The 14,675-nt window shown below is 72.2% G+C and carries 14 protein-coding genes; 6 read left to right on the forward strand and 8 right to left on the reverse strand.

Translation table 11 applies throughout. The features are described from left to right. Nucleotides 1-132 precede the first annotated feature (132 nt). The 3 genes from AB5J50_RS39465 to AB5J50_RS39475 are packed head-to-tail and all read right to left on the reverse strand — an operon-like array spanning nt 133 to nt 3,793. Entirely contained in the window at nt 133-993 is an 861-nt protein-coding gene (locus AB5J50_RS39465; protein ID WP_369263467.1) for a hypothetical protein, read from the reverse strand. Further along, entirely contained in the window at nt 993-2,255 is a 1,263-nt protein-coding gene (locus tag AB5J50_RS39470) for a VWA domain-containing protein (RefSeq protein ID WP_369263468.1), read from the reverse strand. Before AB5J50_RS39470 ends, AB5J50_RS39465 begins: the two co-directional genes overlap by 1 nt. 32 nt (nt 2,256-2,287) lie before the next feature. Then, nucleotides 2,288-3,793 carry an IucA/IucC family protein gene (locus AB5J50_RS39475; RefSeq protein ID WP_369263469.1) on the reverse strand — a complete coding sequence of 502 codons (1,506 nt, stop codon included), beginning with the start codon at nt 3,791-3,793 and terminating at the stop codon, nt 2,288-2,290. A gap of 125 nt (nt 3,794-3,918) precedes the next feature. On the opposite strand from AB5J50_RS39475, the gene AB5J50_RS39480 reads away from it, so the two are divergent. From AB5J50_RS39480 to AB5J50_RS39490, 3 genes are all read left to right on the forward strand, one after another. Further along, nucleotides 3,919-5,436 (forward strand): IucA/IucC family siderophore biosynthesis protein, encoded by a 1,518-nt coding sequence (locus tag AB5J50_RS39480; RefSeq protein WP_369263470.1) that lies wholly within the window; start codon nt 3,919-3,921, stop codon nt 5,434-5,436. Nucleotides 5,437-5,536: 100 nt separating this feature from the next. Further along, a complete protein-coding gene (locus tag AB5J50_RS39485) occupies nt 5,537-6,451 on the forward strand; it encodes a HipA family kinase (RefSeq protein WP_369263471.1) in 915 nt (304 codons plus the stop codon). A 38-nt stretch (nt 6,452-6,489) separates the two neighbouring features. Then, the gene (locus AB5J50_RS39490) at nt 6,490-6,771 is read left to right on the forward strand and encodes a SelT/SelW/SelH family protein (RefSeq protein WP_327432879.1); all 282 of its coding nucleotides are present in this window, start codon (nt 6,490-6,492) and stop codon (nt 6,769-6,771) included. Between the two features lie 12 nt (nt 6,772-6,783). Here the strand turns inward: AB5J50_RS39490 and aceB are convergent, their stop codons facing one another. Beyond that, nucleotides 6,784-8,418, reverse strand: a complete 1,635-nt coding sequence (gene aceB, locus AB5J50_RS39495) for a malate synthase A (RefSeq protein ID WP_369263472.1) — start codon at nt 8,416-8,418, stop codon at nt 6,784-6,786. A 196-nt stretch (nt 8,419-8,614) separates the two neighbouring features. After that, complete coding sequence (locus AB5J50_RS39500; RefSeq protein ID WP_369263473.1) at nt 8,615-9,214, reverse strand: NTP transferase domain-containing protein; 600 nt, start codon at nt 9,212-9,214, stop codon at nt 8,615-8,617. A 211-nt stretch (nt 9,215-9,425) separates the two neighbouring features. Here AB5J50_RS39500 and AB5J50_RS39505 point away from each other — a divergent pair, with 211 nt between their 5' ends. Then, complete coding sequence (locus tag AB5J50_RS39505) at nt 9,426-9,740, forward strand: DUF5955 family protein (RefSeq protein ID WP_327432882.1); 315 nt, start codon at nt 9,426-9,428, stop codon at nt 9,738-9,740. A 10-nt stretch (nt 9,741-9,750) separates the two neighbouring features. On the opposite strand, the gene AB5J50_RS39510 is transcribed toward AB5J50_RS39505, so the two are convergent. After that, nucleotides 9,751-10,383, reverse strand: coding sequence for a response regulator transcription factor (locus AB5J50_RS39510; protein ID WP_327432883.1), 633 nt, complete (start codon nt 10,381-10,383; stop codon nt 9,751-9,753). Next, entirely contained in the window at nt 10,380-11,711 is a 1,332-nt protein-coding gene (locus tag AB5J50_RS39515) for a sensor histidine kinase (RefSeq protein ID WP_369263474.1), read from the reverse strand. The genes AB5J50_RS39510 and AB5J50_RS39515 overlap by 4 nt, the downstream gene beginning before the upstream one ends. 222 nt (nt 11,712-11,933) lie before the next feature. Here AB5J50_RS39515 and AB5J50_RS39520 point away from each other — a divergent pair, with 222 nt between their 5' ends. Continuing rightward, nucleotides 11,934-12,971 carry an ABC transporter permease gene (locus AB5J50_RS39520; protein ID WP_369263475.1) on the forward strand — a complete coding sequence of 346 codons (1,038 nt, stop codon included), beginning with the start codon at nt 11,934-11,936 and terminating at the stop codon, nt 12,969-12,971. A gap of 31 nt (nt 12,972-13,002) precedes the next feature. Then, nucleotides 13,003-13,671, forward strand: coding sequence for an ABC transporter ATP-binding protein (locus AB5J50_RS39525; RefSeq protein WP_369265640.1), 669 nt, complete (start codon nt 13,003-13,005; stop codon nt 13,669-13,671). Nucleotides 13,672-13,772: 101 nt separating this feature from the next. Here AB5J50_RS39525 and AB5J50_RS39530 read toward each other — a convergent pair whose 3' ends face one another. Next, complete coding sequence (locus AB5J50_RS39530; RefSeq protein ID WP_327432886.1) at nt 13,773-14,576, reverse strand: IclR family transcriptional regulator; 804 nt, start codon at nt 14,574-14,576, stop codon at nt 13,773-13,775. Nucleotides 14,577-14,675 lie beyond the last annotated feature (99 nt).

A 14,675-nucleotide genomic window follows, 5' to 3' on the forward strand; every position in this document is an offset into this window, starting at 1 on the left:
CTACCCGTCCCATCCCGTTCCTGGGGGCTGCGCCCCCAGACCCCCCTAAAAGATTGCGCAGTTCCCCGCGCCCCTAAAAGTCCTCGAACGCCGGACGGGCTGAAAATCAGCCCCTCCGGCGTTCGCTGAAAATCAGGCGCCCGGCGGCATGCGCGAAGGCCGTCCCGAACCCCGTGTCAGCGCGTACCCGCCGATGCCCGCGAGGGCCGCGAGGATGCCGCCGATCGCGGTCCACACCCAGCGGTCGGACCACCAGCCGGAGGCCCAGCCGTCGTCGGGTTCGATCGAGGACAGTGCGGCCGTCGTCGAGTCGGAGTCCGAGTCGGACTGCTCGGCGCTTGTCGCGATGCCCGGGACGAGCGGCTTCGCGAGCGAGCCGTCGACCGCCGCAGCGCCGCCGATGTCCTTGGAGTCGACCTTGACCTCGGTGCTCACCGGCAGACCCAGGTCGGAGGAGCCAAGACCCGTGGCGGTCAGCCGGATGTAGTACGTGCCCGGCAGCGGGTCGTTGGCCCAGGTGTCCGACCAGGCGCGGACGGTGCGCAGGGTGCAGGACAGGTCCACGGAGGCCGCGTCGCTCGCCGCCGTCCGCGTCTGCGCCCCGTACTGGCACGCCTGGCGGCGCCGCAGGCCGTCGTACACGTCGATCTGCCAGGTCTCGGCGGCCTTGCGCGTCGAGGCCTCGGGCAGCTTCACCGTCGCCTTCACGGTGGGCCGCTGACCGGCGTCCGCGGGGAACGACCAGTACAGGTAGTCACCCGTGGAGCCGCTCGCGGTGGCCTGCTGGCCCTGCTCGATCTCGGTCGCCGTACGGAACGACGTACCGGCCTCGGTGGGCGCGCCGCCGTCGTCCGACGGGCTCGCCGAGGGCGAGGAGTCGGCGACGGCGGGGGAAGCGGACACCCCGAGCAGTGCGGGGGTCGCGGCGACGCCGAGCATGAGCAGGGCCATGGTCGTCTTGGTCGTCTTGGTCAACATACTTCGGACTCGCATCAGTTGGTCCTCCAGACCGCGACCCGCCAGCGCGAGATCCAGCCCCACAGCACACCCGCGAGGAAGCCGGTGAGCACGAGGGCGCCGAGCAGCCACCAGCCGCGCCCGAGGCCGAACGACGCCACGTCGCCCGCCTGGTCGGGCGCGTCGACGACGTCGACCGTCAGCTCCACCGGCATACCGGGCGTGGTCTTCACACCAGTCGCTGCCGAGAAGGAGTTGGACACTTGCAGACACACGGTCTCGGCCGCGGCGTTCTCGTCGTCGCTCTCGGCCTTCGGGTAGCGCAGACCGGTCGAGATCACATCGGTACGGCCGTTGCCCGCCGCCTCGCCCCGCACGATCTCGCGACCGTGCACGGTGACCGCGCGCAGCAGCACCCCGTAGTCCTGGTTGACTTCGCGGTCGGCGGAGATGCTCACCGAGGCGCGCAGCTCCTGGCCCGGCTTGACGTCCACGCGGTAGTAGCGGTGCTGCCCGAACTCCTCGCGGTCCGTGTACAGCCCGGACTTCAGCGTCGGGGCACTCGTGCAGGCTGCGGCACCGTCCACGGCGACCGGCGTCACCACCGGATCGGCGGCCCGTTCCACCAACTGGCCGACCCGGTCGGAGAGTTCCTCCTTGTGCTGCACCGAGGTGTAGGTGCCGCCGGTCGCCTCCGCGATGCAGCTGAGCTGGTCGCGGGTCTTGGCGTCCGGCACCAGACCGAGGGTGTCGATGGTCAGGCCGATGCCCTTGGCCGCGATCTCGCGGGCCACCTCGCACGGGTCGAGCGGCTGGCAGGTGTCCTCGCCGTCGCTGATGAGCACGATGCGGCGGGTGCCGTCACCGCCGTCGAGGTCGTCGGCGGCCTTGAGCAGCGCGGGACCGATGGGCGTCCAGCCGGTGGGCGTGAGGGTCGCGACGGCGGTCTTCGCCTCGGTGCGGTCCAGGGTCCCCACCGGGTACAGCTGTGCGGTGTCCTTGCAGCCCGTCTTCCGGTCGTTGCCGCGGTAGTTGGCGCCGAGGGTGCGGATGCCGAGCTGCACCTCCTCGGGTGTCGCGTCGAGTACCTCGTTGAACGCCTGCTTGGCCGCGGCCATCCGCGACCCGCCGTCGATGTCCTTGGCCCGCATCGAACCGCTGACGTCCAGTACGAGTTCGACCTTGGGGGCGGCCGCCGCCGTTTCGTCGGCGACCGCTCCGGCCGGGAAGGCGATCCCGGCCGTCAGGGCGGCGAGCAGGGCGCAGACTCCTGCTGCCAGCCGTTGTCTTGTGATCATCGGCGGATCCTATTGATCAAACGTGCCGCGCTTCAAAACGAGCGGGTGACGATCGGGTTGGGAAGCCGTGTCCAGATGTCGCCGGAGGTGTCCGGAGACAGCCGCATCAAGGTCAGCGCCTTGGTCGGAAGCGGTTCGTGAAGGAGGGCGCCGAGGTCCGCGGTGCGCGGCAGATCGGGTACGACGGACTCCAGCGCCTCGCGCAGCACGGCGGACGATCCCGCGGTCGCGCCCAGCGTGCCGGCCACCAGGGAACCGAACAGCTTGCGCCGCAGGGCGGTTTCATCGTCCGTGACGGTGCGCCCGGCCAGGGGCGGGACCGGAATGCCGTGACGGGTCAGGCGGGCCGGGCTGACCCGGATGTCGGCGAGGTCGCGGTAGACGAGCCGGAGCGGGGCGCCCGTGGGGGAGAGGACGACGAGGAGGTTCTGGCCGTGCGCCTCCAGGGCCACGCCCAGGTCGAGCAGGCCGAGGCAGACGGTGACGGCGAGGCGGGTGAAGTCCGCCAGCCAGGAAGCCGATCGGGGGAGTTCCGTGGTCGCCAGGGCGGCCACCGGGAGCACCCGCTCGCCCGCACGCGCGTACACGTCCGGGGACTCGCGCAGCACCGCCGCCAGACCGGGGGAGCCGGACGTGACCGCACCCAGGGTGTGGGTGACGTGCAGCAGGCCGTCGGTCCGGGCGGCCATGTCCGCCGCGAACGCCGAGACCGTCGCCGACGTCTCGATCGAGTAGACCGAGATGTCCCGGACCGAGGACGTCAGCCGGGCGCTCAGAGCCGTCTTGACGTGCGGGCCGTCGGGGAGGGCGAGGGTGCGCAGCGACATCAGCGGATGCGCCGCGACATTTCCCTGGGACGGGGCGCCGGTCAGGACATGGGCCGCCTGCCAGGGGTGGACCGGGATCAGGACGCGCTCCTCGTCCCGGAGCCACTTGGGCCACTCGCCCTTGACGAGACAGTCGTCCACGGGCACCAGGCCCAGCTCCACCACCGGCCGGTGCTCCGGCCCGTACGCGAGCTGTTCCGCCACCGAGAACCCGGGCCGGGAACGGCAGTTGGGGTGGAACGGATGCCCGTCGACCACCCGCTGCTCCCACTCCCAGCCGCTCTCCGGCTCCCGGCCGGACGCCGGCTGACCCGCCCGGGACAGCGCCAAGGAGGCCACACTGTGGTCGAGTTCGGCCGCGAAGGCCGGGCCGTGCGGCACCGCGAGGGCGTCGACCAGCCGGGCCGGACGGTCGTACGACCGCTCGTCGAGCCGCACTTCGGTGACATACGCGCCGGTGGCGTACGGGTCGGCGTGCGGGCCGTGCAGTCGCCGGCCGTCGGCCAGATGGAGCGTGAGACCGTCGCGCCCCGGCTCGCGGCGCGCGATCCACGGCAGCGGCTCATGCGCCAGCGCCCGCCACAGCCGGGTCAGCACGGCCGCCCGGGCGCCGGGCAGCGCCCGCGCGTACGGCGCCGACAGGGCGGGGCGTACGACGCTCAGTTCGTCGGCGAGCGCGGCCTCCGCCTCGGGCGGGGAGGGACGGTGCACGGTCGGGCTCCTTGGGTACGGGGACTGCGTCGCGGTCGTCCGCGACGGCAGACATACTGATCACCAGTGCGCAGACATACTGATCACCAGTGCACCGTATGGAACGAATGGATCGCGTGGACTCCATGCCCCCCAGGCTCCCCCCGCTCGACAGGGGCACCATCGAAGAGACCGCCGACGCGTACGCCGCCGCGCCGCTGCTCAATTGTCTCCTGCGGGAGGTGGCGGAGCCCACGCAGGAGCCCGGTGTGTACCGGCTCCCGTCCGGCGGCCGGCTGCTGCGGGTGCGGGGCGTCCGGCGGCCCACGGAACCCGAGGTGTACGCCGACGGCGCCTGGCACCGGCTCACCCACACCGAGCTGGTCAAACTCACCGCCGAGGAACTGCGCCGCTGCACCGGCCTGTCCGGCTCCGAACTGCCCACCGAGATGACCGACAGCCGCGACGCGGTGGCCGCGCTGCTCACCGCCCGCGCCCGCACCACCCCGCCCGACGACCTGTATCTGCGCTCGGAACAGTCCCTGATCACCGGGCACCCGTACCACCCCGCCCCCAAGGCCCGCGGCGGCGGCCCGGTCACCGGCTGGCTGCCGTACGCGCCCGAGGCGTACGCCCGCTTCCCGCTGGAACTGCTCGCCGTGCGCGAGGACGCGGTCGTCGAGGAGGGCGACACGACGGCGCTCGACGTCTTCGGGGAGGCCCCGCCCGGGTACCGGCTGCTTCCCGCCCACCCGTGGCAGCTCGACCTGGTGGGCGCGCGCCCGGAGATCCTCGATGCCTTCGCGGACGGCCGGCTCGTACGGCTGGGGCGCACCGCACGCCCCGTGTCGCCGACGGCCGCCATCCGCACGCTGTACGCCCCTGACGACGACCTGTTCGTGAAGTTCAGCCTCGATGTGCGCATCACCAACGACATTCGCCGCCTGTGGCGGCACGACCTGCTGAAAATGCGCCGCACCGACGAGGTGACCGCCTCGGCGTTCGCCGCGTCGCGAGGTCCCGCCGCCTGGCTGAGCGACCGCGGCTACCGCACCGCCGACTTCGCCTTCGAGGAACTCGCCGTCCTCGTCCGCGACGGACTGCGCGGCCACCTGGTGCCCGGCGCGACCCCGCTCCTCGCGGCCGCCCTCGTGGAAGGCTTCGAGGGCAGCCCCCTCGACGGTCTCACCGACCCGTCCGCCTGGTGGACGGCGTATCTGCGCCAGGTCGTGCCCCCGGTACTGGAGGCGTTCGACCGCCACGGAGTCGTCATCGAGGCACATGTGCAGAACACGCTGGTGGCGGTCGACGCCGACGGCATGCCCGTACAGGCCCTGTTCCGGGACGCGGAAGGTGTGAAGGTCCTGCCGGGGGTGACACGCGCGGCCGGCTGGGAACGCCTCGTGTACTGCCTGATCGTCAACCACCTCGTCGAACTCGCCGCGCTCCTCGCCGAACTCCACCCGGGCGTGGACCTGTGGCCCGCCGTACGCCGGGAGTTGATCCGTTACGACGCGGACCACGGCCTCCCCGAGATCGCCGGCCTTCTCTCCTCGCCCACCCTCCCGGGCAAGACGAACCTGCTGCTGCGGTGGACGGGCGCGGACGGCGCGGACGCGCGCTATGTGCCCCTGCCCAATCCGCTCCGGGAGACGGCGAACTGATCGTCTGCCCCGAAGCGGGGGCGTGACCAGCACCGTCCTGCCCCCGCTGCCGTCGGCTCCCGCTCAGGCATTCACTGCCCGCTGCTTTACGCTGGCCAGTGTGCTGCGCGACGTGACTGCTGTTCGATACGTGAACCCGCTGAGGGCGGGCGGCTCCGTGCCCGGAATCGTCGAGGCCGACGACCTGGGCACGTACGTCGTGAAGTTCACGGGCTCCGCGCAAGGCCGCAAGGCACTGGTCGCCGAGATCATCGTCGGTGAGCTGGCGCGCGCTCTCGGGCTGCGGTTCCCCGAGCTGGTCCTCGTGCACTTCGACCCGGCGGTCGGCGAGCACGAGCCCCACCAGGAGGTGCAGGACCTCCTCCGGGCCAGCGCCGGACTCAACCTCGGCATGGACTATCTGCCGGGCGCGAAGGACTTCACCCCGGAGATCGCCAAGACGTTCGCCGTCGACCCGCTGGAGGCGGGCAAGGTGATCTGGCTGGACGCCCTCACGGTCAACGTGGACCGCACGGTGCACAGCTCGAACCTGATGATCTGGCCCACCTTCGGCATCGCGCCCCCGCGACTGTGGCTCATCGACCACGGCGCGGCCCTCGTCTTCCACCACCGCTGGGACGCCTCGTCGCCGGAGAAGGCGTACGACTTCCGGCGCCACGCGCTGGGCGGCTACACCCCGGACACACGGGCCGCGGACGCCGTACTCGCCCCGCTGGTGACCGAGGAGCTCCTGCGCACGGTGCTGGCCGAGGTGCCGGACCCGTGGCTCACGGAAGAGCCCGGTTTCGCGACCCCCGACGAGGTCCGCGAGGCCTACGTCGGTTATCTGCACGCCCGGGTGCGGGCGTCCGCGGCCTGGCTCCCCACGGATTTCCCCAGCCGGGAAGAGCTCGCCGCCGAGGACGCCCACCGCGCGGCGAAAACCCAGGAAGGCCGCCCGGACTGGCTGAAGCGGGTCCCGGACCTGCACGGCAAACCGGCGGCGGAACAGGATTGGTCGGTGCACCTCGGATGACCACGGAGAACACTCGCTCGACCACGGAGAACACTCGCTTGAGCACGGAGAACAGCCACCGCGTCCAGATCGAGTACTGCACCCAGTGCCGCTGGCTGCCCCGCGCCGCCTGGCTCGCCCAGGAACTCCTCACCACGTTCGAGACCGAGCTGACCGAGCTGTCCCTGAAGCCCGGCACCGGTGGTGTCTTCGTCGTACGGGTCGGCGACGAGGTCGTCTGGGACCGCCGTGAACAGGGCTTCCCGGAGCCCACCGCGGTGAAGAGGCTCGTACGCGACCGAGTGGCCCCGGAAAAGTCCCTGGGCCACTCGGAGAAGTGAGACGGAGCCGGCTCAGCCGGCCAGCTGCTCGTACGCGGGCAGGGTGAGGAAGTCCGCGTAGTCCTCGTCCAGCGCCACCGTGAGCAGCAGGTCGTGCGCCTGCTGCCAGTTGCCCGCCGCGAAGGCCTCCTCGCCGATCTCGGCGCGGATGTTCGCCAGCTCCTCGGCGGCGACCTCGCGGGCCAGCTCGGGAGTGGCCGCCACGGTCTTTCCGTCGTGCTCGAACACGACACCCGCGTTGATCCACTGCCAGATCTGCGAGCGGGAGATCTCGGCGGTCGCCGCGTCCTCCATGAGGTTGAAGATGGCGACCGCGCCGAGGCCGCGCAGCCAGGCCTCGATGTAACGGATACCGACCTGGACGGCGTTGACCAGACCGTCGTACGTGGGCCTGGCGTCGAGCGAGTCGACGGCGATCAGGTCGCCGGCCGCGACCGACACGTCCTCGCGCAGCCGGTCCTTCTGGTTCGGCTTGTCGCCGAGGACGGCGTCGAAGGAGGCCATCGCGATCGGGACCAGGTCCGGGTGCGCGACCCAGGAGCCGTCGAAGCCGTCGCCCGCCTCGCGGTCCTTGTCGGCCTTGACCTTCTCGAAGGCGACCTTGTTGACCTCTTCGTCGCGCCGCGACGGGATGAACGCCGCCATGCCGCCGATCGCGTGCGCGCCGCGCTTGTGGCAGGTGCGGACGAGGAGTTCGGTGTACGCGCGCATGAACGGCGCCGTCATCGTCACCGCGTTGCGGTCCGGCAGCACGAACTTCTGCCCGCCGTCACGGAAGTTCTTGACGATGGAGAAGAGGTAGTCCCAGCGGCCGGCGTTCAGCCCGGCGGCGTGGTCGCGGAGTTCGTAGAGGATCTCCTCCATCTCGTACGCGGCCGTGATCGTCTCGATCAGGACGGTCGCGCGGACGGTGCCCTGCGGGATGCCGACGTAGTCCTGCGCGAAGACGAAGACGTCGTTCCAGAGGCGGGCCTCCAGGTGCGACTCGGTCTTCGGCAGGTAGAAGTACGGGCCCTTGCCGAGGCCGAGCAGACGCTGCGCGTTGTGGAAGAAGTACAGGCCGAAGTCGACGAGCGCGCCGGGGACGGCCTTGCCGTCCGCGTCGACGAGGTGGCGCTCGGCGAGGTGCCAGCCGCGCGGCCGCATCACGACGGTCGCGAGCTCGTCGTTCGCCTTCAGGGCGTACGACTTGCCGGACTTCGGGTCGGTGAAGTCGATGTTCCGCGTGTACGCGTCGATCAGGTTGAGCTGGCCGGTGACCACGTTCTCCCAGGTGGGCGCCGAGGCGTCCTCGAAGTCCGCGAGCCAGACCTTGGCGCCCGAGTTGAGGGCGTTGATGGTCATCTTGCGGTCGGTGGGGCCGGTGATCTCGACACGGCGGTCGTTCAGGGCGGCCGGAGCGGGGGCCACCTTCCAGGAGTCGTCCGCGCGGATCGCGGCGGTCTCCGGGAGGAAGTCGAGCGTGGAGGTGCGGGCGATCTCGGCGCGGCGCTCCGCGCGGCGGGCGAGGAGCTCGTCACGCCGGGGCGTGAACAGCCGGTGCAGCTCGGCCACGAAGGCGAGGGCCGCGTCGGTGAGGACCTCTTCCTGCCGGGGCAGGGGCTCGGCGTCGACGATGGCCAGCGAGGACGGCGCTGGTGCGGACATGAGCTGTCACTTCCTTCAGCGAGCTGCGTACATACGGCACTGGGTGCCACGGGCACCGGAAGCGGCTGACCGAGCCTGCGAGGCGGTCCAGCCCTTCTGAGCAGTGGATACTAGTTTCCTCATGGTGGAAGTTCAATGGTTTGTTGATGTCGAGATTCTCCGGGTCGAGGCAAAGTGGCGCTCGGTGCCACCATGCTTACTCAAGGTGGATCAGATCGCCCTCCGTGTCGATGTCGTACGCCTGCGCCACATCCCCGCACTCGACGAGCGTGATCGCGTCCTCGTGGGCCTTCAGATAGGCGCGTGCCCCCCGGTCGCCCGTCGCGGTCGCCGCGATTCCGGCCCAGTGGCCGGCGCCGAAGAGCACCGGATGGCCGCGTTCCCCGTCGTACGCCGCCGCCACGAGCGACAACGGGGACTCGTACGCGGCAAGGACCCGGGCCACCGCCTCCCGCCCGATCCCGGGCTGATCGACGAGCGACACCAGCGCGGCCGGCGCCCCCGTGCCTGCCAGCGAGTCGAGCCCCGCCCGCAGCGAGGAACCCATCCCCTCCTCCCACTCGGGGTTGTCCACGAGGACACACCCGGGCAGCGAGGCCCGCTGTCGTACGGCATCGGACTGGGCGCCCAGAACCACGTGCACCCGGGTGCAGCCGCCCGCGCGCAGGACCGCGACCGCGTGTTCGACAAGGGGCCGCCCCCGGTGGGACAGGAGTGCCTTGGGGCGGCCCCCGAGGCGCCGCCCGCCGCCGGCCGCCAACAACAGCCCGGCCACCTGGTCTTTGTTCTCCGTCATGTCCCCTGCATACCTGACCCGGCTCGGGCGCGCCCCGGAACCCGGGCAGGCCCTGTGGTGTCCATGGGCTGAATTTCGGTCCGCGGAGTGGCGCCCGGCGCGCAGGTAGGCGTTTACTGGCCCGCGTCCCCCGGCGCCCGACCACCGCCATGGGGAGCTGGGGCGGACGTACGAACCATGGGCGCACAACGGCGTGCGAGGGGGGAGAGCTGTGTTGCGGAGCTTGGGGCAGAGGCCAGTGACCGGCAGCGACGAGGACCCGAGGGTGGCGGAACTGCGTACCGCCGTCTCCCGGCTGCGCCGTGAACTCGCCGCGCATCCCGCCGAGTTCCCCGACCGGGGCATCGCCGAGGACGAACTCGCGGCGCTGGCCGCCATGGCCGTCAGCGGCATCCCCGAGATCCCCCGGCTGCGCCGCTCCCTGCTCCTGATCGCGGGCGCGATCGGCTCGGTCAGCGCCCTGGCGACGAGCCTCGGCGACGTCCGCAGCGCGGTGGAACTGTTCGGGGAACCGCCGCGCCGGTGACCGACAGGGCCTAGCCTCTGCGCCGGATGACGCCCCGCTCGGTGGCCACCGCCACCGCCGCCGTGCGCGAGTCCACGCCCAACTTGGCGTAGATGTGCACCAGATGGGACTTCACCGTCGCCTGGCTCAGAAACAGACGCTTGCTGATCTGCTGGTTGGACAGGCCGTCCTTGACGAGTTCGAGGACTTCCAGTTCGCGGCGGCTCAGGGCGGCGGCCGGGGTGCGCATGCGGTCCATCAGACGGTCGGCGACCGTGGGGGCGAGGGCCGAGTGGCCCGAGGCGGCGGTGCGCACCGCCGCGGAGAGCTCCTCGGGCGGGGCGTCCTTGAGGAGGTAGCCCGCCGCGCCCGCCTCGACCGCGGCCAGGATGTCCGCGTCGGTGTCGTACGTGGTCAGCACCAGGACGCGGGGCGCGCCGGCGCGAGCCGTGATCGCCGCCGTGGCCTCCGCGCCGTGCATACCGGGACCGAACTGCAGGTCCATCAGGACGACGTCGACGCCACCCGCCCCGGCGCGCTCGACCGCGGCCTCCGCCGTCGGTGCCTCCGCGACGATCTCGAAGTCCGGCTCCGCCGACAGGACGGCGCGCAGTCCGGCGCGTACGACGGGATGGTCGTCCGCGAGCAGCAGGCGGATGGTCATGCCCGGCTCCCGGCGGCACGCGCGGGCGGGAGCCGGTCCGTGCCGGCGGACCGAGGAATCCGGTCCGTGTCGGCAGGCTGAGCAATCCGGTCCGCGTTTGCCCGCTGGCGAGCAAGCCGATCGGTGTCGGCCGGCTGCGGAACCCGCTCCCCGGCGACGGGCAGCGGGAGCGTGACCGCCACCGCCGTGCCCTGCCCGGGCGCCGACTCGACGGCGAACGTCCCGCCCAGCGACTCCGCGCGCGTGCGCATCGCGGGCAGACCGAAACCGCCCTCCTCCCGGGCCCCCTCCGGGCGTACGGCATCGGGGGCGAAGCCGACCCCGTCGTCCACGACGTCCAGGGCGACCGCCGTGTCCATGAAGCTGAGCGTGATCTCCGCGCGGTCGGCGCGCGCGTGCCGCAGTGTGTTGCCGAGCGCCGACTGGGCGATCCGCAGGAGGGCCACCTCGTACGGGGTCGGGAGTTCGGCCGGGGGGCCGCTCACCGAGAAGCGGATCGCCGGGGCGTCGACGGCGCGCGACCGGCACAGCCGCTCCAGGGCTCCGGCGAGCGAGCCGTGCTCCAGGTCGGGCGGGGTCAGGGCGCGGACGAAACGGCGGGCCTCGGCGAGGTTGTCCTGGGCGGTCGAGCGGGCCTGTTCGATGTGCGGGGCCGCCGGGGAGTCGGCGGGCAGCAGGCGCTGGGCGGCGCGCAGCAGGAGCTGGATGCTGGACAGGCCCTGCGCGAGGGTGTCGTGGATCTCGTGGGCGAGCCGCTCCCGCTCGGCGAGCGTGCCCGCGGTGCGCTCGGCGTCGGCCAGCTCGGCACGGGTGGCGATGAGCTCCTCGATGAGCTCACGGCGGCGCTCGCTCTCGCGGTACAGCGCCTCGTATCCGAGCACCGTGGCGACCGCGACCGCCGCTCCGAGGAGCGGGCCGATGAATGCGCCCGGCGTGATGTGCGAGCCGTGCGCCAGGAAGCTCGCGATGGCCGCCGCGGCCGTCAGGGCGACCGCGGGCAGGCGCCAGCGCACGGGCAGCAGGTGCAACTGCAGGAAGTAGAGCGGGAACGCCGCCCACAGGCCGTCCGGCGAGAGGGTGAGGAGTACCAGCCAGCTCGCGCTCAGGGCGGCCAGCCACACCGCCGCCGCACCCCGTGAGCGGTGCACCGCCGGGGTGCACACGCCCGCCGCGAACACCGTGCCCATGCCCAGGACCGACAGGACGACGGCCAGGGGGTGCGCGCTGTCCCCGGCACGGACCGCGGCCAGCACCAGAAGCCCCGCGAGCAGTGCGTACAGGCACAGGCGCAGGGTGGCGACGACGGGGGAGCGGCGGAGGACATCCATGGTCGTTCCAGGGTAGGCGGACGCGAGCGGGCCCCGGTCAACCGAAAGGTTGAAAGAGGGCCCCGTACTTCGGCGGCGCGGGGTCCGCCCATCGGCGTCACCGGCTCCCTCCTGCGACGACTCGGCCTCCGTCCTCCGATGACACGGCCTCCCTCCTTCGATTCGGGTGAACCATGCCGTGGCGCGATGCCCCGGACGCCGCCCGGGCCGCAGGGTGGGGGCATGTTCGTCGCATGGAGAGACCTCCGGTTCGCCAAGGGGCGGTTCACCCTCATGGGGGCCGTGGTCGTGTTGATCACCCTGCTCGTGGGGCTGCTGTCCGGGCTGACCGCCGGGCTCGCCAAGGAGAACACCTCGGCGATCACCGGCCTGCCCGCCGACCACCTCGCCTTCGCCGCGCCGCCGGACGGCCAGTCGGTGTCCTTCACCAACTCGGCGGTCCGCGCGCGGGCGTGGCGGACATGGGCCCAGCGGCCGGGCGTCACCTCGGCGGAGCCGATCGGCATCCGCACGCTGAACGCGGCCGCCGGGGACCGTACGGCCGCGGTGTCGACGTTCGCCGTGCGGCCGAACTCAGGGATCGCCCCGCACGGCGTCGGCCCCGGCCGGATCGTGCTCTCCGAGAAGGCCGCCGCCGAGCTCCGCGTCGGAGCCGGAGACCGGGTACGGCTCGGCGGCTCCGAGCGGACCGTCGCCGCGGTCGCCGGTGACGCCTCGTACAGCCATACGCCGGTGGTGTGGACCGCCCTGTCCGGGGACGCCACCGTGGTCGCCCTGCGCACCGACGGCGCCGACCTCGCGGCGGGCGACCGGGCCGCGGGCACCAGGACCCTCACCAGGGACGACGCCCGCGCCGCCATCGGCTCCTACCGGGCGGAGAACGGCTCGCTCCAGCTGATGCGCGGCTTCCTCTTCGTCATCTCGGCGCTCGTCATAGGGGCGTTCTTCACGGTGTGGACGATCCAGCGGTCCGGCGACATCGCCGTACTGAAGGCGCTGGGTGCCTCCACGCCGTATCTGCTGCGCGACGCGCTCGGCCAGGCGGTGCTGATGCTCACCGCCGGAACGCTCCTCGGCACTGGACTCGCCACCGCGATCGGCGGGCTGGTGCGGGGCGGCGATGTGCCGTTCGTCCTCGACGCGCCGACCGTCCTTGGGCCCGCCGCCGTGATGATCGCCCTCGGGGTGCTCGGCGCGGGCCTGTCCATCCGGCGGATCACCGCCGTCGACCCGCTGACCGCACTGGGGAGTGCCCGATGATCACACCGGAACGTGCCCGATGAGCCTGCCCTTGTGCCTGTCCCTGGCCGACGTCACCCTCACCTATCCGGACGGCGACGGCCGGCTGACCGCCCTCGACCGGGTCGGCCTCGACGTCCCGGCCGGGACCATGACGGCGATCGTCGGCCCGTCCGGCTCCGGCAAGTCCAGTCTGCTCGCGGTCGCCGCGACCCTGGTCGCGCCGGACCGCGGACGCGTCCTCGTCGGCGGTACGGAGACGGGGACGCTGAGCCCCGCCGAACGGGCCGTGCTGCGGCGGCGCGAGATCGGCATCGTCTTCCAGCAGCCGAACCTGCTGCCCTCGCTGACGGCGCTGGAGCAGCTCCAGGTGATGGGCCACCTGGACGGACGGCGCCATGTGGCGGACCGGGCGAGGGAGTTGCTGGCGGCGGTGGGGCTCGCCGACCTGGCGCACCGGCGTCCGCACCAGCTCTCCGGCGGTCAACGGCAGCGCGTGAACATCGCCCGCGCGCTGGTCAACGAACCGTCCGTGCTCCTTGTCGACGAACCGACCAGCGCGCTCGACCACGAGCGGGGCGCGGCCGTCCTGGACCTGCTGCTCCGGCTCACCCGCGAGCGCGCCACGGCCACCGTCCTCGTCACGCACGACCGCGCCCACCTCGGGGAGGCGGACGCGGTACGGGAGATGGCGGACGGGCGGCTTCGGGTACTCGTCTGATCAGGTCCGGGGCGCCGTGAGGTACGGGTCCGGCCTGGCTCCGAAGCGCTTTGCGGCACAGGTCCGACCCGGCCCCGAAGCGCTCTGCGGTACGGGTCCGATCAGGCCCCGGGACCCGAGCTGGCCAGTGCCACCGACAGTTCTTCCGCGACCTGCTGCAGCACGGGCACGATCTTCTCGGTGGCCGCCTCGGTGACACGGCCTGCGGGCCCGGAGATCGAGATGGCGGCGGCGGTGGGGGAGTCGGGCACGGAGACGGCCAGGCAGCGGACGCCGATCTCCTGCTCGTTGTCGTCGACCGCGTAGCCGAGCCGGCGTACCTCGTCGAGCGCGGCGAGGAAGCCGTCCGGCGTGGTGATGGTCTTCTCCGTGGCGGCGGGCATGCCGGTACGGCCCAGCAGCGCGCGCACCTCGGCGTCCGGGGTGTGGGCGAGCAGCGCCTTGCCCACGCCGGTGGAGTGCGGCAGCACGCGGCGGCCCACCTCGGTGAACATGCGCATGGAGTGCTTGGACGGCACCTGTGCGACGTAGACGATCTCGTCCCCGTCGAGCAGCGCCATGTTCGCGGTCTCGCCGGTCTCCTCGACGAGGCGGGCGAGGTAGGGGCGGGCCCAGGTGCCGAGCAGCCGGGAGGCGGATTCGCCGAGCCGGATCAGCCGGGGACCGAGCGCGTACCGCCGGTTGGGCTGCTGACGTACATAACCGCAGACCACCAGCGTGCGCATGAGCCGGTGGATGGTGGGCAGCGGCAGCCCGCTGCTCGCGGAGAGCTCGCTCAGGCCGACCTCGCCACCGGCGTCCGCCATACGCTCGAGCAGGTCGAAGGCGCGCTCGAGGGACTGGACGCCGCCACTTGGGGCGGGGGTCTTGGCGGCGTCTGTGGTGCTGGCGCTGGACGGCGGCACGAGGCGGTCCTTTCACGGCTGACAGGCAGTGATGCAGCCTACCTGTGACTCGGTTGACTCCTGGGTGGTGCGTAGCTACGTTCTGCTTGCTGGAATTCT

This window comes from Streptomyces sp. R35 (genome assembly GCF_041053035.1).
GTDB classification, from domain to species: domain Bacteria; phylum Actinomycetota; class Actinomycetes; order Streptomycetales; family Streptomycetaceae; genus Streptomyces; species Streptomyces lutosisoli.

What these genes read in the sequence shown, in the direction of transcription:
- AB5J50_RS39500 (WP_369263473.1), bottom strand. Translation starts at nt 9,214, where the DNA reads ATGACGGAGAACAAAGACCAGGTGGCCGGGCTGTTGTTGGCGGCCGGC.
- aceB (WP_369263472.1), bottom strand. Translation starts at nt 8,418, where the DNA reads ATGTCCGCACCAGCGCCGTCCTCGCTGGCCATCGTCGACGCCGAGCCC.
- AB5J50_RS39510 (WP_327432883.1), bottom strand. Translation starts at nt 10,383, where the DNA reads ATGACCATCCGCCTGCTGCTCGCGGACGACCATCCCGTCGTACGCGCC.
- AB5J50_RS39515 (WP_369263474.1), bottom strand. Translation starts at nt 11,711, where the DNA reads ATGGATGTCCTCCGCCGCTCCCCCGTCGTCGCCACCCTGCGCCTGTGC.
- AB5J50_RS39470 (WP_369263468.1), bottom strand. Translation starts at nt 2,255, where the DNA reads ATGATCACAAGACAACGGCTGGCAGCAGGAGTCTGCGCCCTGCTCGCC.
- AB5J50_RS39520 (WP_369263475.1), top strand. Translation starts at nt 11,934, where the DNA reads ATGTTCGTCGCATGGAGAGACCTCCGGTTCGCCAAGGGGCGGTTCACC.
- AB5J50_RS39480 (WP_369263470.1), top strand. Translation starts at nt 3,919, where the DNA reads ATGCCCCCCAGGCTCCCCCCGCTCGACAGGGGCACCATCGAAGAGACC.
- AB5J50_RS39465 (WP_369263467.1), bottom strand. Translation starts at nt 993, where the DNA reads ATGCGAGTCCGAAGTATGTTGACCAAGACGACCAAGACGACCATGGCC.